This is a genomic window from Pseudomonas sp. NPDC087814, assembly GCF_044742865.1.
Classification (GTDB): domain Bacteria; phylum Pseudomonadota; class Gammaproteobacteria; order Pseudomonadales; family Pseudomonadaceae; genus Aquipseudomonas.
The window spans coordinates 1-19,231 of record NZ_JBIUVK010000067.1; the positions used below are offsets into that span (position 1 = coordinate 1).

A 19,231-nucleotide genomic window follows, 5' to 3' on the forward strand; every position below is an offset into this window, starting at 1 on the left:
CAGCATTTCTTCGATGATCTCCGGCAGGGTTTGCGCCTGCGAGTCCACCGCGCCGGTCAGCGGCCAGCACCCCAGGGTGCGGAAACGCACCATGCGCTGGCTGATCACTTCGCCCGGCTGCAGATCGATGCGATCGTCGTCCACCATCATCAGCATGCCGTCGCGCTCCACCACCGGGCGTGGTTTCGCCAGGTACAGCGGCACGATGTCGATCTTTTCCAGGTAGATGTACTGCCAGATATCCAGCTCGGTCCAGTTGGACAGCGGGAACACACGGATCGACTCGCCTTTGTTGACGTTGCCGTTGTAGACGTTCCACAGCTCCGGGCGCTGGTTTTTCGGGTCCCAGCGGTGCTTGCTGTCGCGGAACGAGTACACGCGCTCTTTGGCACGGGATTTCTCTTCATCGCGACGGGCACCGCCGAATGCAGCGTCGAAACCATACTTGTCGAGCGCCTGTTTCAGGCCCTCGGTCTTCATGATGTCAGTGTGCTTGGCGCTGCCGTGGGTGAACGGGTTGATGCCCTGCGCCACCCCGTCCGGGTTGACGTGAGTGATCAACTCAAGACCAAGCTCTTCGACCATCTTGTCGCGGAACTTGTACATCTCCTGGAATTTCCAGCGGGTGTCGACGTGCATCACCGGAAACGGCAGCTTGCCCGGGAAAAAGGCCTTGCGTGCCAGGTGCAGCATCACGGCGGAGTCTTTACCGATCGAGTAGAGCATCACCGGGTTATCGAACTCGGCGGCGACCTCGCGGATGATGTGGATGCTTTCCGCCTCCAGCTGTTTCAGATGCGTCAGTTTGTCGACCATGGTTACTCACGGAAAAACGATCTTATGGACGGCCAGCGGGCCGTGTTCGAGCGGGGCATGCTAGCACAGCGCCTGATTCTATTGAGGGGGCTGGCTAGATCGAAACGGTATATCAATATACCGCTGGGTTTGGCTCGACTCGATCAAATGTGGGAGCGGGCTTGCTCGCGAATGCGGTGTGTCAGTCAATGCATATGGCGACTGATGCACCGCATTCGCGAGCAAGCCCGCTCCCACATGTGTCCGGTGGTGTTCGTTAGATCGGGTTTGGGCAATCGATGAAGAGGTGTTCGAGGGCGTAGCGTCGCGCCAGGTAATCACCCAACGCCTGTACACCATACCGTTCGGTGGCGTGATGCCCGGCCGCTATGAAGCTGATGTCGTTTTCCCGGGCGCTGTGGAAGGTCTGCTCCGAGGCTTCGCCGCTCAGGTACAGGTCAACCCCGGCGAGCACCGCCTGGTCGATATAGCCCTGGCCACCACCGGTGCACCAGCCCACGCGGCGGATCATCTCGCTGCCTTCGATCAGCAGCGGCTCGCGGCCCATGGCTTCCTGCACGCGGCGGGCAAAATCACGGGGCGACGCCGGCTCGGCCAGGGAGCCCACCAGGCCGACGACCTTGAGGTTGTCCGGGTCCAGCGGGCCTTCGACGGTGATGTCCAGTTGCCGGGCCAGTTGCACGTTGTTGCCGACCTCAGGGTGCAGGTCCAGCGGCAAGTGATAGGCCAGCAGGCTGATGTCGTGCTTGAGCAGGGTTTTCAGGCGGCGCTGCTTCATGCCGGTGATGCACGGGCTTTCGCCTTTCCAGAAATAACCGTGGTGCACCAGCACCAGGTCGGCCTGGGCTTCGACCGCCGCGTCCAGCAATGCCTGGCTGGCGGTCACGCCGCTGACGATGCGCAGCACTTGCGGTCGGCCCTCGACCTGCAGGCCGTTGGGGCAGTAATCGGCGATTTTGGCACTATTAAGGTAGCGGTCCGCTTCCTCGACTAAGGTGCTCAGGGCAACGGCCATAAAAGACTCCTAAATATCCCGTTCAGAGGCGCTCACGGCCTCGTATAATGCGCGACATTATGGGCGCTCTCCCGCCCCCTGCAACCTGTCAGGATTTTTCTTCATGCTCAAGGCACTGCGTTTTTTTGGATGGCCATTGTTGGCTGGCGTGCTGATCGCGATGCTGATTATTCAGCGTTATCCACAACTGGTCGGCCTGCCGACCCTCGATGTCAACCTGCAACAGGCACCGCAAACCAGCGCGGTGGTACAAGGCCCGGTGACTTACGCCGATGCGGTGGTGATCGCCGCCCCCGCCGTGGTCAACCTGTACACCACAAAGGTCATCAACAAACCGGCGCACCCGCTGTTTGAAGACCCACAGTTTCGTCGCTATTTCGGCGACAACTCGCCCAAGCAGCGGCGCATGGAATCCAGCCTCGGCTCCGGCGTGATCATGAGCCCGGAAGGCTACATCCTCACCAACAACCACGTCACCACCGGCGCCGACCAGATTGTGGTGGCCCTGCGTGATGGCCGGGAAACCCTGGCCCGCGTGGTCGGCAGCGACCCGGAAACCGACCTCGCGGTGCTGAAAATCGATTTGAAAGGCCTGCCCTCGATCACCATCGGGCGCTCCGAAGGGCTGCGCGTAGGTGACGTGGCGCTGGCCATCGGCAACCCGTTCGGCGTCGGCCAGACCGTGACCATGGGCATCATCAGCGCCACCGGGCGTAACCAGTTGGGCCTCAACAGCTACGAAGACTTCATCCAGACCGACGCGGCGATCAACCCGGGCAACTCCGGCGGCGCGCTGGTGGATGCCAACGGCAACCTGACCGGCATCAACACCGCGATCTTCTCCAAGTCCGGCGGCTCCCAGGGCATCGGTTTCGCGATTCCGGTGAAGCTGGCCACTGAAGTGATGAAGTCGATCATCGAGCATGGCCAGGTGATTCGTGGCTGGCTGGGGATTGAAGTCCAGCCGCTGACCAAGGAACTGGCCGAGTCGTTTGGCCTGACCGGGCGCCCTGGCATCGTGGTCGCCGGGATCTTCCGCGACGGCCCGGCGCAGAAAGCCGGCCTGCAACTGGGGGATGTGATCCTCAGCATCGACGGCGAGCCGGCCGGAGATGGTCGCAAGTCGATGAACCAGGTGGCGCGGATCAAACCCACCGACAAGGTGGCGATCCAGGTGATGCGCAATGGCAAGGAAATCAAGCTGTCGGCGGAAATCGGCCTGCGTCCGCCGCCTGCACCGGTGAAAGAAGAGGAATAACGGCTTCGGGAGCCCGTTCGCGGGCTCCTGTTACCTAATATTTCGAAAGAAATTCATTCTCATTAGTCATGTTATATTGTTTCAATATCGCTATTGGAACGCTCTATCATGCCGTCTCGAAGATTTGCCCCGCTGGCGGGAATCGCCCTGGGTTTGCTGGTGGACCCGGCCTACGCCGAAGACACCGCCCCCGTTGAACTGGAAGCCACCCGCATCACCAGCGAGGCGTACGAATCAGCCACCGGCCCGGTCAAGGGCTATCGCGCCACCCGCTCCGCCAGCGCCACAAAAACCGACACCGCCTTGCGGGATATCCCACAATCCATCAGCGTGATTCCCGCTTCGGTACTCAACGACCTGGGCAGCACCAACGTCGAGCGTGCCCTTGAGTTTGCCGGCGGCGTGTCCAAACAGAACAACTTCGGCGGCCTGACGCTCTACGAATACAGCGTTCGCGGCTTCACCACGTCAGAGTTTTACGTGGACGGTTTCAGCGCCAACCGCGGTTACCCGAGCACGCCGGACGCGGCGAATATCGAGCGCATCGAGGTGCTCAAGGGCCCCGCCGCCAGCCTGTATGGCCGTGGTGACCCAGGCGGTACGGTGAATATCGTCAGCAAAAAGCCGCAGCACGAGGCCTTCACCACACTGCAGACCAGCGCCGGCAGTTGGGACCGCTACCGCACCGCGCTGGACGTGAACACGCCGCTGGACAGCGAGGGCAACGTGTTATCGCGGGTCAACCTGGCGGTGGAAGACAACCACAGCTTCCGCAACCACGTTGAGGCCAAACGGGTCTTCGTCGCGCCCTCCATCAGTTGGCAACTGGACCCGGACACACACCTGCTGGTGGAAAGTGAATTCGTGCGTCACCGCTCCACTTTCGACCGCGGCATCGTCGCGCCCAACAACCGCTGGAGCGGCGTCTCCCGCTCGACCTTTCTCGGCGAGCCCGACGACGGCGATATCCGCAACCACAACAACCGCCTGCAAGCCAGCCTCGAGCATCACCTCAACGATGCCTGGCAACTGCGCCTGGCCAGCCATTACAAACAAGGCAGCCTGTGGGGCAACGCCTCGGAAAACCGCGCGCTGGATGCCGATGGCCACACCCTCAGCCGCCGCTACCGCGAGCGCTCCACCGGTTGGCATGACAGCATCACCCAGCTCGAACTGCGCGGTCGGTTCGACATCGGCAGTTGGCAGCACGAATTGCTGATCGGCACCGAGTACGAGGACTACCGCAAGAAAGAACGGGTGACCGCCATCGCCGGCGGCGATTACGCCATCGACATCTATGACCCGGTCTATGGCCAGCCCAAACCGAACGGCAAGCGCTCCGGCACTGACTTTTTCGAACAGGTGAAAAGCCAGGCGCTGAACCTGCAGGACCAGATCATCTTCACCGATCGCCTGCGCGGGATGATCGGCGCGCGGTTCGAACACTTCGAGCAGCGCACCGACGACTTCAGCCGCAACCATGCCAAAAGCCGGCAGACCCACGACGCCCTGACCCAACGCGCCGGCTTGCTCTACCAACTGACGCCTGAAGTGGGCCTGTTCGCCAACGCCTCCACCTCGTTCAAACCCAACAATGGCCTGGACGCCGGCGGCAAATCCTTCAAGCCGGAAGAAGGCGTGGGGTATGAAATCGGGATCAAGAGCGAGCTGTTCGACGACCGCCTGAGCACCACCCTCGCCGCCTTCCATATCGAGAAAGAAAATGTCCTGGCCCTGGACCCGGCTACCGACACACAGCGCGCCATGGGCAAGGCCCGCAGCCAGGGTTTTGACCTGCAACTGACCGGCCAGGTGACTGACGCCGTACGGGTGATCGGCGCCTTTGCCTACATCGACGCCGAAGTGACCAAAGGCGACAAAGCCATCCCCACCGGCAGCCGGATTCTCGGCGTAGCCAAACGCAGCGGCAGCTTGCTCGGCGTGTATGAATTCCAGGACGGCCTGCTGCGCGGCTCCGACCTCGGTGCGGCCTTTACCTACGTCGGCGACCGCTCCGGCGAAGCCGGCAAAAGCTTTGAATTACCGGCCTACCACACCGTCGATTTACTGGCCCATTACAAGGCCAGCGACAACGTCACCGTGGGCCTGAACCTCAACAACCTGTTCGATGAAAAGTACTACGAGCGCTCCTACAGCAATTACTGGGTCAATCCCGGCGAGCCGCGCAACTTCACCGTCAGCCTGACCCTCAACCTGTAAAAGGACGTCACCATGCAAGCCTTCAAATCCCTGGCCGTGCTCGGCCTGCTGTTTGCCACCCAAGTCTCGGCCCACGGGCTGTGGACCGAACAACGGCGCGGCAATATCGAAGTGATCTACGGCCACGGCGCCGAAGACAACGCGTTCAAGGCGCAGAAAATCAGCGGCGCCTGGGCCTACGACGCCAGCGGCAAAATGATCCCGGTGACCGTGGAACGTCTGCCCGACCATGCGCGCCTGAAGCCGCTCAAATCGCCGGCTGTATTGGCGGTCGCCCTGGATAACGGGATGTGGTCACAGACGCCTGACAAGAAGTGGATCAACGAGGGCCGCAGCAAGGTGCCGGGGGCGATTGAGTCGACCCAGACCTTCAAGTACAGCCTGGCGATCTACCAGCCGGGGACGAAGTTGCCGAAGCTGGATCAGATCAAGCTACTGATCTTGCCGGAAGTTGATCCGCTGACGGTCGGCCCGGGTAAATCACTGCCGGTACGGGTGCTGCTGGATGGCAAGCCGGCGGCTGGGGTCAAGCTGATCGGAGACTATCGCAACGCACCGAACACCCTGAGCACCGAGACCGATAAAGACGGTCGCGCCCAGGTGCTGGTGAGAAATGAAGGATTGAATGTGATTGCGGCGCAGGTGGAAATCCCGCTCAAAGACAATGCTGATGTCGCGACTCGCGGACTGTTCAGTTCCCTGACCTTCCTGGGCGAGCCGCATCACGAGTAACCCCGCAAATCCAAAGTGGGCACAGTCAATGTGGGAGCGGGCTTGCTCGCGAAAGCGGTGTGTCAGTCGCCATCTTCATTAACTGACCCACCGTCTTCGCGAGCAAGCCCGCTCCCACATTCAGTCCTCACTCGGCTTGATTACAGTGCAACCGGCGCTTTTTCCAGTTCCCTGACCTTCCTGGGCGAGCCGCATCACGAGTAACACCGAAAATTCAGAGTGGGCACAGTCAATGTGGGAGCGGGCTTGCTCGCGAAGGCGGTGTGTCAGTCGCCATCTTCATTAACTGACCCACCGCCTTCGCGAGCAAGCCCGCTCCCACATTCAGTCCTCACTCGGCTTGATTACAGCGCGACCGGCGCTCTTTCACACAGGGTATTGAGCGCCGCCGCCCACTGCGGGTCATCGTTCAGGCACGGCACCAACACCAACTCCTCGCCCCCCGCCTCGCGGAATTGCTCCAGGCCGCGATCACCAATTTCCTCCAGTGTCTCGATGCAGTCCGCAACAAACGCCGGGCACATCACCAGCAGCTTCTTCGCGCCCTGCTGAGCCAACGCTTCAAGGCGTGCCTCGGTGTAAGGTTCGATCCACTTGGCCCGGCCCAGCCGCGACTGGAACGCCACCGACCATTTGCCATCCGGCAAGCCAAGGCGCTCGGCAAAATCCCGCGCAACGCTGAAACACTGCGCGCGATAGCACGTGGCAAGCACCTCGGGAGAGGCGTTCTGGCAGCAGTTGGCGTCCTTGAAGCAGTGTTGCCCGGTAGGGTCGAGCTTTTTCAGGTGGCGCTCGGGCAACCCATGAAAGCTCAGCAGGAGGTGATCGAAATCCTCTTCCACATAGGCTCTGGCGCTGTTGGCCAAGGCGTCCAGGTACTCCGGTTCATCGTAGAACGGCTGCAGAATCGAAAACTCGATCGCCAGCTTTTTGTGCCGTACCACGCGCCGGGCCTCTTCGATTACCGTGGTCACGGTGCTGTCGGCAAACTGCGGGTACAACGGCGCCAGGGTCACTTTCTGGATGCCTTGGGACGCCAGCCGGGTCAGTACGCTTTCAATCGACGGCTCGCCATAGCGCATGGCCAACTCCACCGGCCCCTGGGTCCACTGTGCAGTCATCTGTTGTTGCAAGCGACGGCTAAGAACTACCAGCGGCGAGCCTTCGTCCCACCAGATCGAGGCGTAGGCATGGGCCGATTGCTCCGGGCGCTTGATCAGGATCAGCGACACCAGCAAACGCCGAACCGGCCATGGCAGGTCAATGACGTAAGGGTCCATCAGGAACTGATTGAGGTAGCTGCGCACATCCGCCACCGAAGTGGACGCCGGTGAACCCAGGTTGACCAGTAACAACGCGTGATCCGTCATGCAACATCCTATCTCTAGAGGCGGCTGGACAAGTCGTCCAGGGCCGCATGCAACTCAGTGAACTGGAAAGTGAAACCGGCCGCCAACAGCCGCTGCGGCAAAGCCCGCTGGCCACCCAGCAACAAACCGGACAACTCGCCCAGGCCGATACGCAAGGCAAACGCCGGCATGGGCATGAACGCCGGGCGGTGCAGCACCTTGCCCAGGGTCTTGGCGAACTCCAGGTTGCGTACCGGGTGTGGCGCGCAGGCATTATAAGGACCGCTGGCATCGGTCTTGTGCAGAAGAAAATCAATCAGGGCGATTTGATCCTTTATATGGACCCATGGCATCCACTGCCGACCATTGCCGATAGGCCCGCCCAGCGCCAGTTTGAACGGCAGCAACAGCCGCGACAAAAAGCCGCCCTCCGCCGCCAGCACCAGCCCGGTACGCACCAGCACCACGCGGATGCCCAATGCCTCGGCACGCTGGGCGGTTTCTTCCCAGGCAATGGATAACTGGCTGCCGAAATCGTCCTGCACCGGGCCGCTGTCTTCGGTCAGCTCGCGCTCACCGCCGTCGCCGTACCAGCCCACCGCGGAACCGGAGATCAACACCGCCGGTTTATGCTCAAGGCCCTCAAGCCAGGCCAGCAGCGTTTCGGTGAGGCCGATACGGCTGCTCCACAACAGCGCCTTGCGTTTATGCGTCCAGGGCCGGTCGGCAATCGGCGCGCCGGCCAGGTTGACCACCGCGTCCACCGCCTCGTTTATGTCCTGCAGGCGGGCGACGCCACGCACCTGGGCGCCGCACAATTTAGCCACTTGTTCGGGATGGCGGCTCCAGACCGTGAGGCGATGGCCCTGGGCAAGCCAGTATTGGCAAAGTTGATGGCCGATCAAACCGGTACCGCCGGTCAGCAAAATGTGCATGAGTTGTTCCTCGTGTAACGTTCGCCGACCACCGTTAGTCTATTTTATAAACAGGGATGTTTTAATCGGGCGCAACGCTGGTTAAACCTTCAGGTTTAACCATAGGTCACGCCAAACGATCAGGTACGCCAAAACTTATACCAAAAAACAATATTGTACAGCTATTGGTGTCGGCGTAGTCTGTACCCAACGGTAAAACGAGGCCTCCCATGACTGTTCCCATCGCGATCATTGGCACCGGCATCGCCGGTCTCTCCGCCGCCCGAGCGTTGAAAGACGCGGGGCACGTTGTACAACTCTTCGATAAAAGCCGCGGCAGTGGCGGTCGCATGTCCAGCAAGCGCAGCGATGCGGGCTCGCTGGACATGGGCGCACAGTACTTCACCGCCCGCGACCGGCGCTTCGTCAATGAGGTGCAACGCTGGCAGGCCAATGGTTGCGCCGAGCAATGGAAGCCACAGCTGTACAACTTCAAGTCCGGCCAACTGACGCCCTCCCCCGATGAACAGATCCGCTGGGTCGGCACGCCGCGCATGAGTGCGATCACCCGCGCCCTGCTCGATGACTTGCCGGTGCAGTTCGGTTGCCGCATCACCGAAGTGTTCCAGGGTAAACATCACTGGAACCTGCTGGACGCCGACGGCGAAAGCCACGGCCCGTTCAGCCACGTGATCATCGCCACCCCGGCGCCCCAGGCCACTGCCTTGCTGGCCGCTGCGCCCAAGCTGGCGAGTGTCGCCGCCGGGGTCAAGATGGACCCGACCTGGGCCATTGCCCTGGCCTTCGACAAGCCGCTGGATACGCCCATGGAAGGCTGCTTCGTCCAGGACAGCCCGCTGGACTGGCTGGCGCGCAACCGCAGCAAACCGGGGCGCGACACCACCCTCGACACCTGGGTTTTGCACGCCACCAGCACCTGGAGCAAGCAACACCTAGACCTGTCCAAGGAAGCCGTGATCGAACACCTGCACGGCGCCTTCGCCGAGCTGCTGCACAGCGCCATGCCGGCGCCATCCTTCACCCTCGCCCACCGCTGGCTGTACGCGCGGCCGTCCACCAGCCATGAATTTGGCGTGCTGGCCGACGCCGACCTGGGCCTGTATGTATGTGGCGACTGGTGCCTGTCAGGCCGCGTGGAAGGTGCGTGGCTCAGCGGCCAGGAGGCGGCGCGGCGGTTGATCGAGCACCTGCGATGAACCGCATCAATCCCGCCAAGCTGCTGCTGTCGAAGTGGACAGCAGCCCGCCCGCAGCACAAGGAAAAACATTTTCTGGTGACCAAACTGCTGCGTGATGACGAAGGCGATGTGCAGGAAATCGAGCTGGAAGCCGTGATGAGCCATCGCGTGCAGCGCCTGGCCTGGCAAACCCTGCAGAACGCCGAAGACTGGAAAATCGGCTGGAAATAGCCATTCCGCAAATACCTGTACAAATTATTTGACTTGTACAGCTTCAAACCTATGATGAGATTAAGTTGTACAGGAATTTAACTCTGTACAGGAATTTCATCGAGGTTTGGCCATGTCCAGCACCCTGCCCGCCACCGGCAAACCGAAAATCGCCATCAGCGCCTGCCTGTTGGGCGAGAACGTGCGCTTCAACGGCGGGCATAAACAATCCCAGCTGTGTAGCCAGACCCTGGCCGATTATTTCGACTTCGTGCCGCTGTGCCCTGAAGTCGCCATTGGCCTGGGCATCCCCCGCGAACCGATTCGCCTGGTGGGCGACCCGCTCAATCCACAGGCCGTTGGCACCGTAAACCGCGAACTTAACGTGACCCAGCCGCTGGACGATTACGGCCAGCAAATGGCAGCTGAACACACCGACCTCTGCGGTTACATCTTCATGCAGAAATCCCCGTCCTGCGGCCTGGAGCGGGTAAAGGTCTATCAGGACAACGGCATGCCCATCGACGGCGGCGGGCGCGGCATCTACGCCCAGGCGTTTTGTGCGCGCCACCCCAACCTGCCGGTGGAAGAAGACGGTCGGCTGAATGACCCGGTGCTGCGGGAAAACTTCCTGACCCGGGTGTTCGTCTACGCCACCTGGCAGCAACTGCTCGCCGAAGGCCTGACCCGTCACCGCCTGCTGGAATTTCACTCGCGCTACAAATACCTGCTGATGGCCCACAGCCCGGTGCATTACAAAAGCCTCGGCAACCTGCTGGGCAGCATGCCCAGGGACGTCGACCTGGGCGCCTTGGCCGCCGGCTACTTCAGCGAACTGATGAGCGCCCTGACCCAGTGCGCCACACGCGGCACCCACACCAACGTGCTGCAACACATCAGCGGCTACCTCAAGCAAGCCATCAGCGCCGAAGACAAACAGGAAATGCAGACCATCATCAGCCAATACCGCCAGGGCATCGTGCCGCTGGTGGTACCGCTGACGCTGCTCAAGCACCACTTTCGCCAGCATCCGGACCGCTATATCGCGCAGCAGGCCTACCTGCAACCGCACCCGGAAAACCTCAGCCTGCGTAATGCGATTTAACCTATGACTTTTCCCCTGCAAGAACCTGGCGAAGACATCGCCGAGGCCATCGAACAAGGCTGGCTGCCGATCCGCGAAGTGGCGCGCCAGACCGGCGTCAACGCCGTGACCTTGCGCGCCTGGGAGCGGCGCTACGGCCTGATCGTGCCCCAGCGCACGCCCAAGGGGCACCGCCTGTTCAGTGCCGAGCACGTGCAACGTATCCATACCATCCTGACCTGGCTCAACCGCGGTGTGCCGGTCAGCCAGGTCAAGAGCCTGATCGACACCGCGCAAGCCACCAGCGAGCCGCCGGTGGAAAACGAATGGCACAACCGCCGCCAGCACCTGATGCAGGCCATCAGCGAACTGGCCGAGCGCCGGGTGGATGATGCCTTCAACCAGGCCATGGCGCTGTACCCGCCGCGCACCTTGTGCGAGCAACTGTTATTGCCGTTGCTCAAGGAGCTCGAACTGCGCTGGCAAGGCCAGTTCGGCGCGCAGATGGAACGGGTGTTTTTCTATTCCTGGCTGCGCAGCAAATTCGGTGCGCGGATGTATCACAACAACCGCCAGCTCAACGGCGCCCCCCTGTTGCTGATCAACCATTCCGACCTGCCGCTGGAGCCGCACCTGTGGCTCACCGCCTGGCTCGCCAGCAGCGCCGATTGCCCGGTGGAAGTTTTCGACTGGCCATTGCCGGTGGGCGAACTGGCCCTGGCCGTCGAGCATCTGCAACCCCGCGCGGTACTGCTGTATTCGAGCAAGGCACTCCATACCTCGGTGCTGGGCAAACTGTTGAGCGGCTTCAGTTGCCCAAAACTGATAACCGGACCAACGGTATGCATCCACCAGGCGGAGCTGTCCGTATTAACCGAAGAGATTCCTGAATTGCTCCTGGCCGAAGACCCGTTGTCGGCCCATCAGGTACTGATCCAGCGTGGACTTATTTAAATGCACTTGATCTGGCTGCGCACCGACCTGCGCCTACATGACAACACCGCCCTCGCCGCCGCCGCACAGCGTGGCCCGACAGCGGCCGTCTACCTGATCAGCCCCGGGCAATGGCTGGCCCACGATGACGCGCCGTGCAAGGTCGATTTCTGGCTGCGCAACCTGCAGCGCTTGAGCTCGGCACTGGGCGAGTTGAACATTCCGTTATTGATCCGCCATGCCGACACTTGGGATCAAGCACCTGAAGTTTTGGCAGGCCTGTGCCAGGAACTGTCGGTGGAGTCGGTGCACGTCAATGACGAATACGGCATCCACGAAGAGCGCCGCGACGCCGCCGTGGCCAAGGCCCTCGAAGCTCAAGGCATCACGTTCCACACCTATCTGGACCAGTTGTTTTTCCAGCCCGGCAGCGTGCTGACCAAGACCGGCACCTACTTCCAGGTGTTCAGCCAGTTCCGCAAGGTCTGCTACAGCCGCCTGCATGGCGCCTTGCCGCGTTTGGTCGCCACTCCCAAGGCGCAGGCGCCGCTCACACTCAAAAGCGACGAGGTTCCGGATCACGTCGAGGGCTTCGCTACCCCGAGCGAAGCCTTGCGCGCCCTGTGGCCTGCCGGCGAAGCCGAAGCCCGGCGCCGTCTCGACCAGTTCGCCGACGCACAAATCAGCTACTACAAGGACGAACGCGACTTCCCGGCCAAGCCCGGTACCAGCCAGCTTTCGGCCTACCTTGCAGCGGGCGTGGTTTCACCGCGCCAGTGCCTGCATGCCGCGCTGCAAAGCAACCAGGGTGAATTCGAAAGCGGCGACATCGGCGCGATTACCTGGATCAACGAGCTGCTGTGGCGCGAGTTCTACAAACATATTCTGGTGGGCTACCCACGGGTCTCGCGCCACCGCGCATTCCGCCCAGAGACCGAAGCCGTGGCCTGGCGCAACAGCCCGGAAGACTTGAAAGCGTGGCAGGAAGCACGCACCGGCCTGCCGATCATCGACGCCGCCATGCGCCAGCTGCTGGAAACCGGCTGGATGCACAATCGCCTGCGCATGGTGGTAGCGATGTTCCTGACCAAAAACCTGCTGATCGACTGGCGCGAAGGCGAGCGCTTTTTCATGCGTCACCTGATCGATGGCGACCTGGCAGCCAACAACGGTGGCTGGCAGTGGAGCTCGTCCACCGGCACCGACTCGGCCCCGTACTTCCGGATTTTCAGCCCCTTGAGCCAATCGGAAAAATTCGACGGCGAAGGTGTATTTATCAAGCACTGGCTGCCGCAACTGGCGGCGCTGAACAAAAAGGAAGTGCACGCCCCCGACGCCGTGGGCGGCCTGTTTGGTGTGGCCGACTATCCTCGTCCTATCGTCGATTTGAAAAAATCCCGCGAGCGCGCCCTCGCCGCTTTCCGCAGCCTGCCTTCACGCCAGGCGGTCGGAGGTGCTTATGAGTGATTTCCTGCGCCGCTTCGCCCAGGTGTTCGCCAGTGTGGACAAGCACAACCTGCACCTGCTCGACGGCCTGTACAGCCAGGACATCAGTTTCACCGACCCACTGCACGAGGTGCACGGGCTGCCGGCGTTGCACCGCTACTTCGCCGAGCTGTACGACAACGTTACCCAGTTGCGCTTTGACTTCCATGGCTTTGATCAAGTGGCGGAAGGCGAAGGCTACCTGCGCTGGACAATGAGCTTCTGCCACCCGCGCCTGGCCAAGGGCGAAGTGATTCGTGTGGAAGGCTGCTCGCACCTGCTGTGGCGCGACAAGGTGTATCGCCACCGGGATTATTTTGACGCTGGACAGTTGCTGTATGAACACGTGCCGGTCCTTGGCGGTGTGGTCAGCTGGCTGAAAAGGAGAATGGGATGAGCCTTAACCTTCCACGTCGTTACTGGTTGACCGGTGCCAGCAGTGGCATCGGGGCCGAACTGGCCAAGACGCTGCTCGAAAGCGGTGCCCATGTGGCCCTCAGTTCCCGCTCCAAGGCGCCCCTGGAACAGCTTGCCCAGCAATACCCCGGGCAAGTGCTGGTGGTGGCCGGCGACCTGACCAACAGCCAGACCGTGCGCGAGATCGGTGAACACATCGCAGTGGCCTGGGGTTCGCTGGATACGGTGATCCTGAATGCCGGCACCTGCGAATACGTGGATGCAAGGCAGTTCGACGCCTCGATCATCGAGCACGTGGTGCGCACCAACCTGCTGGCCAGCAGTTACTGCATCGAGGCCGCGCTGCCGCTGTTGCGTGCCGGTCATACACCGCACCTGGTCGGTGTGGCCAGTGCGGTGACCTACCTGCCGATGCCTAGGGCGGAAGCCTATGGTGCGTCGAAGGCGGGCCTGCGTTACCTGTTCGAGTCCCTGCGTATCGACCTGTCGCCTGAAGGGATCGACGTCACCGTGGTCAGCCCGGGGTTTGTCGACACGCCGCTGACCGCCCGCAATGATTTCCCGATGCCCCTGAGCTGGCCGGCAGACAAGGCCGCGCGACATATCTTCGCCAAGCTGCAGAGCCGCCCATTGGAAATTGCCTTCCCTGCCCTGTTTATTGCCGCCTTGTGGCCACTGTCGAAACTGCCGAACCGCGTCCAGTTGATCATTGGCAAACGCATGCTGCGCAGCCCGCCGCCGAGAAAGGACGACCTGTGAAGATCGCCATTATCGGCAGCGGCATTGCCGGGCTGACCAGCGCCTACCTGCTCGGTCGCCGCCACGACATCACCCTGTTCGAAGCGGGCGACCGCATCGGCGGGCACACTCACACGGTGAATGTCACGGTGGAAGGCAAAAGCCATGCGGTGGACACCGGCTTTATCGTGTTCAACGACTGGACCTATCCCAACTTCATCAAGCTGCTGGGGCAAATTGGCGTGACGTACAAACCCACCGAGATGAGCTTTTCGGTGTGCGACCCGAACGCCGGGTTCGAGTACAACGGCAACAATCTCAACAGCCTGTTTGCCCAGCGCCGGAATATTCTGTCGCCGGGGTTCTGGGGCATGTTGCGCGATATCCTGCGCTTCAACCGCCAGGCGCCCCTGGACCTGCAAGAGCAACGCATCAGCGCCGAGATGACCCTGGGCGAGTACCTGCAAGCGGGCGGCTACGGCCAGCGATTTATCCAGCACTACATCGTGCCGATGGGCGCGGCGATCTGGTCGATGTCCCTGGCTGACATGCTCGGGTTTCCCCTGCAATTCTTCGTGCGGTTCTTCAAGAACCATGGCTTGTTGTCGGTGAGCAACCGGCCGCAGTGGTGCGTGATCGAAGGCGGTTCCAGCCGCTATATCGAACCGCTGACCCAGTCCTTCCGCGAAAATATCCGCCTCAATTGCCCGGTCACCCGGGTTGAGCGTTCAGCCATCGGCGCAGTTATCCACAGCGCCGCCGGCAGCGAGGCATTCGACAAGGTGGTGTTCGCCTGCCACAGCGACCAGGCCCTGGCCTTGCTGGGGGATGCGAGCCTGGCCGAGCAACAGATCCTTGGCGCCCTGCCCTACGCCGACAATGACGTCGTCCTGCACACCGATACCCGTCTGCTGCCCGAGCGCAAACTGGCCTGGGCCAGCTGGAATTACCGCCTGGATGGCCGCGCGCAAAAACAGGCGGCGGTGACCTACGACATGAACATCCTGCAAGGCATCGACAGCACCACCACCTTTTGCGTGAGCCTCAATCAAACGGCGCTGATCAACCCGCTCAAAGTCCTCGCCCGCTACACCTACGCCCACCCGCAATACAGCCTGGCCGCTGTGGCCGCCCAAGCGCGCTGGGAAGAATTGCACGGCACGCAGCACACCTATTACTGCGGCGCCTACTGGGCCAACGGTTTCCACGAAGACGGCGTGGTCAGCGCATTGCGCGTGGCCAAGGCGTTCGGGGAAATCCTGTGAACAGCGCCCTGTACAGTGGCTGGATCGCCCATCGGCGGTTTACGCCAAAGGGCCATGCCTTCCGCTACCGGATCGGCCTGCTGTACCTGGACCTCAGCGAACAGGACGAAGTGTTCGGCTTGTCGCCATTGGCGGGCGAGCGCTGGGCGCCGTTCGCGTTTCGCCAGCAGGATTACCTGCGTGAATTTACCCGTCACGGCATGAGCTTGACCGATGCCGTACGCCAAGAAGTCGGCAAGGCCCTGGGGCGCATCCCCTCGGGCGTTATCTGCCTGCTGACCCAGGCCCGCAGTTGGGGCCTGGCCTTTAACCCGGTGAGTTTCTTCTACTGCTTCGAGGCCGACGGAACGCTGGCCGCGATCCTTTGTGAAGTGACCAACACCCCGTGGCGCGAGCGCTATCACTACGTGCTGCCGGCCCAGGCGCTGCCTGCCGGTGAGCATCAGCACTTCGCCGTGGCCAAGGCGTTTCATGTCTCGCCGTTCTTGCCCCGGGACCTGGAATACCGCATGAGCTTCAGCCCGCCCGCCGCCAGACTCGGCGTGCACATGGCCGACTGGCAGGGCGAACTGAAAGTCTTCGATGCCACCTTGAGCCTGCAACGCGAAGCCCTGAACCGCGCCAGCCTGCACCGCTACCTGTGGCGCTTCCCGTGGATGACCGCCAAGACCTGCCTGGCCATTTATTGGCAGGCCTTGCGCCTCTTGCTTAAACGCACGCCGATTTTTTCCCATCACGCCGCCGAAGGCGCTTCTCGCACCGCAGTCGGGTACACCAAGGATCGCCGCCATGAAATCCCCTAGCTTATCGGTCAAATCCAACCGCTTGAACGTCAACGGCATGACCGCCGCGCTGCTGCGCAAAGCCGTGCTGCGCCAGCTCGGCCAACTGCGCCACGGCCAGTTGGTGGTGATCGAGGACGGCGAACGGCAAGTCTTCGGCGCACGGGAAGCGCACCTGCTGGGGGAGATCCAGATCCTCGATTCAGCCGTGTGGGGGCTGGTGGCGGCCAACGGCTCCATCGGCGCCGGCGAGGCATTTATCCATGGTTACTGGAGCAGCCCGGACCTGACCGCCGTGGTACGGGTGATGGTCAGCAACCTCGACGTGCTGGATGCGCTGGAAGGTGGCCTGGCCAAACTGGCGCGGCCCTTCACCCAGGGCCTGCACTGGCTCAACCGCAATACGCGCAAGGGCTCGCAGAAAAACATCGCCGCCCACTACGACCTGGGCAACGACCTGTTCGAGGAATTCCTCGACCCGACCATGATGTATTCGGCCGCGCAGTTCCTCACCGCCGATGACACACTGGAACAGGCACAACTGAACAAGCTGGAACGCATCTGCCAGAAGCTCGCGCTGAAACCGTCCGACCACCTGCTGGAAATCGGCACCGGCTGGGGCAGCATGGCGATTTATGCCGCGCAGCAGTACGGCTGTAAGGTCACCACCACGACCCTGTCCAAAGAGCAGTTTGCCTACACTGAAAAACGCATCGAGGCCCTGGGTTTGCAGAATCAGGTGACGTTGCTGCTGGAGGACTACCGCGACCTGACCGGGCAGTACGACAAGCTGGTGTCGATCGAGATGATCGAAGCCGTGGGCCACCGCTTCCTGCCGACCTATTTCAAACAGTGCGCGCAGTTGCTCAAGAGCAACGGCCTGATGTTGCTGCAAGCGATCACCATTCGCGAGCAGCGCTACGAACAAGCCAAGAGCAGCGTGGATTTTATCCAGCGCTATATCTTCCCCGGCGGCGCCCTGCCCTGTGTACAGAAGATGCTGGAGGTCGTCAGCCGCGACACGGACATGAACCTGCTGCACATGGAGGACTTCGGCCTGCACTACGCGCGAACCCTGCGCCTGTGGCATGAGAACTTTCGCCGCGCCCACAGCCGCCTGACGGAAATGGGCTACGACGAATACTTCCTGCGGCTGTGGGAGTTTTACCTGTGCTACTGCGAAGGCGGCTTTATGGAGCGCACCATCGGCACCGCGCAGATGCTGCTGGCCAAGCCGGCGGCGCTGACCCAGCCACTGCTCGGGCGCTTTGATGCTTAAACCACTGGCAAATGCCGTGCTGTTCCAGTGCGGCTGGTTTGCCTGTGTGCTGGGCGGCGACAGTCTGTGGCTGTTGGTGGGGTTGGCGGTGCTGGTAATCCATCTGCTGTGGATAAGTTCGTGGTCAGCGGAAGGCCAGGTGATTCTTGCCGTCACCTTGTTGGGCACCGTGATCGACACCGTGCTACGTGCATTCGGCGTGTTTCATTTCAGCCTGCCCGGGCCGTTGGCGCCATTGTGGCTGATCCTGTTGTGGGCATTGCTGGCGACCACGCTGCGCCATTGCCTGGCCTGGAGCGCGCAGCCCTGGTGGCGTGCGAGTTTGTTGGGGGCGGTGGGCGGGCCGTTGTCCTATTACGCGGGCAGCCAACTGGCGGGGGTGAGTTTCGGCTATGGCACCGTGCCGACCGTCATCGGCCTGGCGTTACTCTGGGGGATGATTTTTCCGTTGTTGCATTGGGTCGCCAGGCAGTTGGCACATTGACGTCCGTCAGGCCTTTCACACACCTATGAGCCGCTTGCCTTACACTGCGCGCCTATGACCAACATCCCCCATACCCAAATCGCCGAACCTGCCGTCACCTGCTCCACCTGCGCCGCGTGCTGCTGCCAGCTGGAAGTCATGCTGATCACCGACACCGGCGTGCCCGATCGCTTTATCGATACCGACGATTGGGGCGGCGAAGTCATGCTGCGCCTGGATGACGGCTGGTGCGCGGCGCTGGACCGCGACACGATGATGTGCACGATTTACGAGAAGCGGCCGCTGATCTGCCGGGAATTCGAGATGGGCGCGCCGGAGTGCATCGATGAGCGCCAGGGGATTGCGACGGTGTATCGCTGATTTCGGAACCAATGAGTAGCCAATGTGGGAGCGGGCTTGCTCGCGAAAGCGGTGTGTCAGTCAACTGATTCGTGGCTGATATACCGCTTTCGCGAGCAAGCCCGCTCCCACAATGGTTTTGCAGTGTGCTTAAAAAACTACAACGGCAGCGTGTAGTGCAGCGAATAACTCTCTACACCATCGTTATTGCTGCTGATCCCGGCATTGGAGTAATGGGTGGCCCGAATCCCCACTTCACTGCCACCGACAAAGCGCAAGCCAAAGCCCAGCCGGTCTTCAAACTGGAAAGCCTGGCCGATATTGTTGTCTTCAACCCGCGTGCGGGAGAACACGGCCACACCCACGCCGGCCTCGATGTACGGCTTCACCCTCTCCCCGGCAAACTCATACACAAACACGGGCGAGAACGACAGGCTGCTGACGCTGGCCCGCTTGTCACCGTCCCAGTAGGTGTAGGCGCCGCTCCAGTACCCGGTCACGCGCCCCGTATCGGTCTGCCACCAGCTTTTATCCCAGTCCGAGGTCAGCCCCAACCGATAGGTCATGGTCGAATCGCTCGTACTTCCCACCCCAAGTTCCAGGCCTGCCGCCTGTGCGGAAAAAGAGTGCCCCAACATTGCGGCCGCAATCGCAGCCAAACAGAACAAGCGCTTCATAGAGAAACATCCCTTCCGAACGAAGTTGTATGATTT

Annotated in this window: 20 protein-coding genes; 15 read left to right on the top strand and 5 right to left on the bottom strand. The window is 61.6% G+C overall.

The window, feature by feature from the left end; translation table 11 throughout:
• Positions 1-816: sulfate adenylyltransferase subunit CysD (cysD, locus tag ACIOMR_RS28680; RefSeq protein WP_401197759.1), on the bottom strand; the 816-nt coding region annotated here is incomplete at its 3' end.
• Between the two features lie 256 nt (positions 817-1,072).
• Positions 1,073-1,831: a Nif3-like dinuclear metal center hexameric protein gene (locus ACIOMR_RS28685; RefSeq protein ID WP_401197762.1), complete on the bottom strand. Its 759-nt coding sequence runs from the start codon at positions 1,829-1,831 to the stop codon at positions 1,073-1,075.
• Between the two features lie 103 nt (positions 1,832-1,934).
• Here ACIOMR_RS28685 and algW point away from each other — a divergent pair, with 103 nt between their 5' ends.
• The 3 genes from algW to ACIOMR_RS28700 all read left to right on the top strand — a co-directional run bounded on the left by algW (position 1,935) and on the right by ACIOMR_RS28700 (position 6,041).
• On the top strand, positions 1,935-3,089 hold the full coding sequence (algW, locus tag ACIOMR_RS28690; protein ID WP_003208442.1) for a Do family serine endopeptidase AlgW: 1,155 nt from the start codon (positions 1,935-1,937) through the stop codon (positions 3,087-3,089).
• Positions 3,090-3,197: 108 nt separating this feature from the next.
• Positions 3,198-5,309: a TonB-dependent siderophore receptor gene (locus ACIOMR_RS28695; RefSeq protein WP_177081312.1), complete on the top strand. Its 2,112-nt coding sequence runs from the start codon at positions 3,198-3,200 to the stop codon at positions 5,307-5,309.
• A 12-nt stretch (positions 5,310-5,321) separates the two neighbouring features.
• Positions 5,322-6,041, top strand: a complete 720-nt coding sequence (locus ACIOMR_RS28700) for a DUF4198 domain-containing protein (protein WP_177123004.1) — start codon at positions 5,322-5,324, stop codon at positions 6,039-6,041.
• Positions 6,042-6,385: 344 nt separating this feature from the next.
• Here ACIOMR_RS28700 and hemH read toward each other — a convergent pair whose 3' ends face one another.
• Both hemH and ACIOMR_RS28710 read right to left on the bottom strand, forming a co-directional pair.
• Positions 6,386-7,411, bottom strand: coding sequence for a ferrochelatase (hemH, locus tag ACIOMR_RS28705; protein WP_401197768.1), 1,026 nt, complete (start codon positions 7,409-7,411; stop codon positions 6,386-6,388).
• Between the two features lie 14 nt (positions 7,412-7,425).
• Positions 7,426-8,325, bottom strand: coding sequence for a TIGR01777 family oxidoreductase (locus ACIOMR_RS28710; RefSeq protein WP_102368132.1), 900 nt, complete (start codon positions 8,323-8,325; stop codon positions 7,426-7,428).
• 209 nt (positions 8,326-8,534) lie between these two features.
• Here ACIOMR_RS28710 and ACIOMR_RS28715 point away from each other — a divergent pair, with 209 nt between their 5' ends.
• The 12 genes from ACIOMR_RS28715 to ACIOMR_RS28770 all read left to right on the top strand — a co-directional run bounded on the left by ACIOMR_RS28715 (position 8,535) and on the right by ACIOMR_RS28770 (position 18,539).
• A complete protein-coding gene (locus ACIOMR_RS28715) occupies positions 8,535-9,521 on the top strand; it encodes an NAD(P)/FAD-dependent oxidoreductase (protein WP_003208434.1) in 987 nt (328 codons plus the stop codon).
• Positions 9,518-9,733, top strand: a complete 216-nt coding sequence (locus ACIOMR_RS28720) for a TIGR02450 family Trp-rich protein (protein WP_003208432.1) — start codon at positions 9,518-9,520, stop codon at positions 9,731-9,733. Before ACIOMR_RS28715 ends, ACIOMR_RS28720 begins: the two co-directional genes overlap by 4 nt.
• A 112-nt stretch (positions 9,734-9,845) precedes the next feature.
• Complete coding sequence (locus ACIOMR_RS28725) at positions 9,846-10,817, top strand: DUF523 and DUF1722 domain-containing protein (protein ID WP_008432288.1); 972 nt, start codon at positions 9,846-9,848, stop codon at positions 10,815-10,817.
• A 3-nt stretch (positions 10,818-10,820) separates the two neighbouring features.
• The gene (locus tag ACIOMR_RS28730) at positions 10,821-11,750 is read left to right on the top strand and encodes a MerR family transcriptional regulator (RefSeq protein WP_401197772.1); all 930 of its coding nucleotides are present in this window, start codon (positions 10,821-10,823) and stop codon (positions 11,748-11,750) included.
• Positions 11,751-13,196 carry a deoxyribodipyrimidine photo-lyase gene (gene phrB / locus ACIOMR_RS28735; protein ID WP_401197775.1) on the top strand — a complete coding sequence of 482 codons (1,446 nt, stop codon included), beginning with the start codon at positions 11,751-11,753 and terminating at the stop codon, positions 13,194-13,196.
• Positions 13,189-13,611: a nuclear transport factor 2 family protein gene (locus ACIOMR_RS28740; RefSeq protein WP_008432282.1), complete on the top strand. Its 423-nt coding sequence runs from the start codon at positions 13,189-13,191 to the stop codon at positions 13,609-13,611. Before phrB ends, ACIOMR_RS28740 begins: the two co-directional genes overlap by 8 nt.
• The gene (locus ACIOMR_RS28745) at positions 13,608-14,390 is read left to right on the top strand and encodes an SDR family oxidoreductase (protein ID WP_177029275.1); all 783 of its coding nucleotides are present in this window, start codon (positions 13,608-13,610) and stop codon (positions 14,388-14,390) included. Before ACIOMR_RS28740 ends, ACIOMR_RS28745 begins: the two co-directional genes overlap by 4 nt.
• Positions 14,387-15,634 (top strand): NAD(P)/FAD-dependent oxidoreductase, encoded by a 1,248-nt coding sequence (locus ACIOMR_RS28750; RefSeq protein WP_401197777.1) that lies wholly within the window; start codon positions 14,387-14,389, stop codon positions 15,632-15,634. Before ACIOMR_RS28745 ends, ACIOMR_RS28750 begins: the two co-directional genes overlap by 4 nt.
• Entirely contained in the window at positions 15,631-16,437 is an 807-nt protein-coding gene (locus ACIOMR_RS28755; RefSeq protein WP_003208422.1) for a DUF1365 domain-containing protein, read from the top strand. Before ACIOMR_RS28750 ends, ACIOMR_RS28755 begins: the two co-directional genes overlap by 4 nt.
• Positions 16,424-17,695, top strand: a complete 1,272-nt coding sequence (locus ACIOMR_RS28760; RefSeq protein ID WP_087693767.1) for a cyclopropane-fatty-acyl-phospholipid synthase family protein — start codon at positions 16,424-16,426, stop codon at positions 17,693-17,695. Before ACIOMR_RS28755 ends, ACIOMR_RS28760 begins: the two co-directional genes overlap by 14 nt.
• A complete protein-coding gene (locus ACIOMR_RS28765) occupies positions 17,688-18,179 on the top strand; it encodes a DUF2878 domain-containing protein (protein WP_063033123.1) in 492 nt (163 codons plus the stop codon). The genes ACIOMR_RS28760 and ACIOMR_RS28765 overlap by 8 nt, the downstream gene beginning before the upstream one ends.
• A 54-nt stretch (positions 18,180-18,233) precedes the next feature.
• A complete protein-coding gene (locus ACIOMR_RS28770; RefSeq protein WP_003208416.1) occupies positions 18,234-18,539 on the top strand; it encodes a YkgJ family cysteine cluster protein in 306 nt (101 codons plus the stop codon).
• Between the two features lie 137 nt (positions 18,540-18,676).
• Here ACIOMR_RS28770 and ACIOMR_RS28775 read toward each other — a convergent pair whose 3' ends face one another.
• Entirely contained in the window at positions 18,677-19,195 is a 519-nt protein-coding gene (locus tag ACIOMR_RS28775) for an acyloxyacyl hydrolase (protein ID WP_003208415.1), read from the bottom strand.
• Positions 19,196-19,231: the final 36 nt, after the last annotated feature.

Excerpts from the sequence above, each read along its gene's own strand:
- ACIOMR_RS28765 (WP_063033123.1), top strand. The coding sequence starts at position 17,688 with ATGCTTAAACCACTGGCAAATGCCGTGCTGTTCCAGTGCGGCTGGTTT.
- phrB (WP_401197775.1), top strand. The coding sequence starts at position 11,751 with ATGCACTTGATCTGGCTGCGCACCGACCTGCGCCTACATGACAACACC.
- ACIOMR_RS28695 (WP_177081312.1), top strand. The coding sequence starts at position 3,198 with ATGCCGTCTCGAAGATTTGCCCCGCTGGCGGGAATCGCCCTGGGTTTG.
- ACIOMR_RS28720 (WP_003208432.1), top strand. The coding sequence starts at position 9,518 with ATGAACCGCATCAATCCCGCCAAGCTGCTGCTGTCGAAGTGGACAGCA.
- ACIOMR_RS28725 (WP_008432288.1), top strand. The coding sequence starts at position 9,846 with ATGTCCAGCACCCTGCCCGCCACCGGCAAACCGAAAATCGCCATCAGC.
- ACIOMR_RS28710 (WP_102368132.1), bottom strand. The coding sequence starts at position 8,325 with ATGCACATTTTGCTGACCGGCGGTACCGGTTTGATCGGCCATCAACTT.
- ACIOMR_RS28715 (WP_003208434.1), top strand. The coding sequence starts at position 8,535 with ATGACTGTTCCCATCGCGATCATTGGCACCGGCATCGCCGGTCTCTCC.
- ACIOMR_RS28745 (WP_177029275.1), top strand. The coding sequence starts at position 13,608 with ATGAGCCTTAACCTTCCACGTCGTTACTGGTTGACCGGTGCCAGCAGT.
- ACIOMR_RS28730 (WP_401197772.1), top strand. The coding sequence starts at position 10,821 with ATGACTTTTCCCCTGCAAGAACCTGGCGAAGACATCGCCGAGGCCATC.
- ACIOMR_RS28770 (WP_003208416.1), top strand. The coding sequence starts at position 18,234 with ATGACCAACATCCCCCATACCCAAATCGCCGAACCTGCCGTCACCTGC.
- ACIOMR_RS28775 (WP_003208415.1), bottom strand. The coding sequence starts at position 19,195 with ATGAAGCGCTTGTTCTGTTTGGCTGCGATTGCGGCCGCAATGTTGGGG.
- ACIOMR_RS28760 (WP_087693767.1), top strand. The coding sequence starts at position 16,424 with ATGAAATCCCCTAGCTTATCGGTCAAATCCAACCGCTTGAACGTCAAC.
- hemH (WP_401197768.1), bottom strand. The coding sequence starts at position 7,411 with ATGACGGATCACGCGTTGTTACTGGTCAACCTGGGTTCACCGGCGTCC.
- ACIOMR_RS28700 (WP_177123004.1), top strand. The coding sequence starts at position 5,322 with ATGCAAGCCTTCAAATCCCTGGCCGTGCTCGGCCTGCTGTTTGCCACC.
- ACIOMR_RS28740 (WP_008432282.1), top strand. The coding sequence starts at position 13,189 with ATGAGTGATTTCCTGCGCCGCTTCGCCCAGGTGTTCGCCAGTGTGGAC.
- ACIOMR_RS28685 (WP_401197762.1), bottom strand. The coding sequence starts at position 1,831 with ATGGCCGTTGCCCTGAGCACCTTAGTCGAGGAAGCGGACCGCTACCTT.
- algW (WP_003208442.1), top strand. The coding sequence starts at position 1,935 with ATGCTCAAGGCACTGCGTTTTTTTGGATGGCCATTGTTGGCTGGCGTG.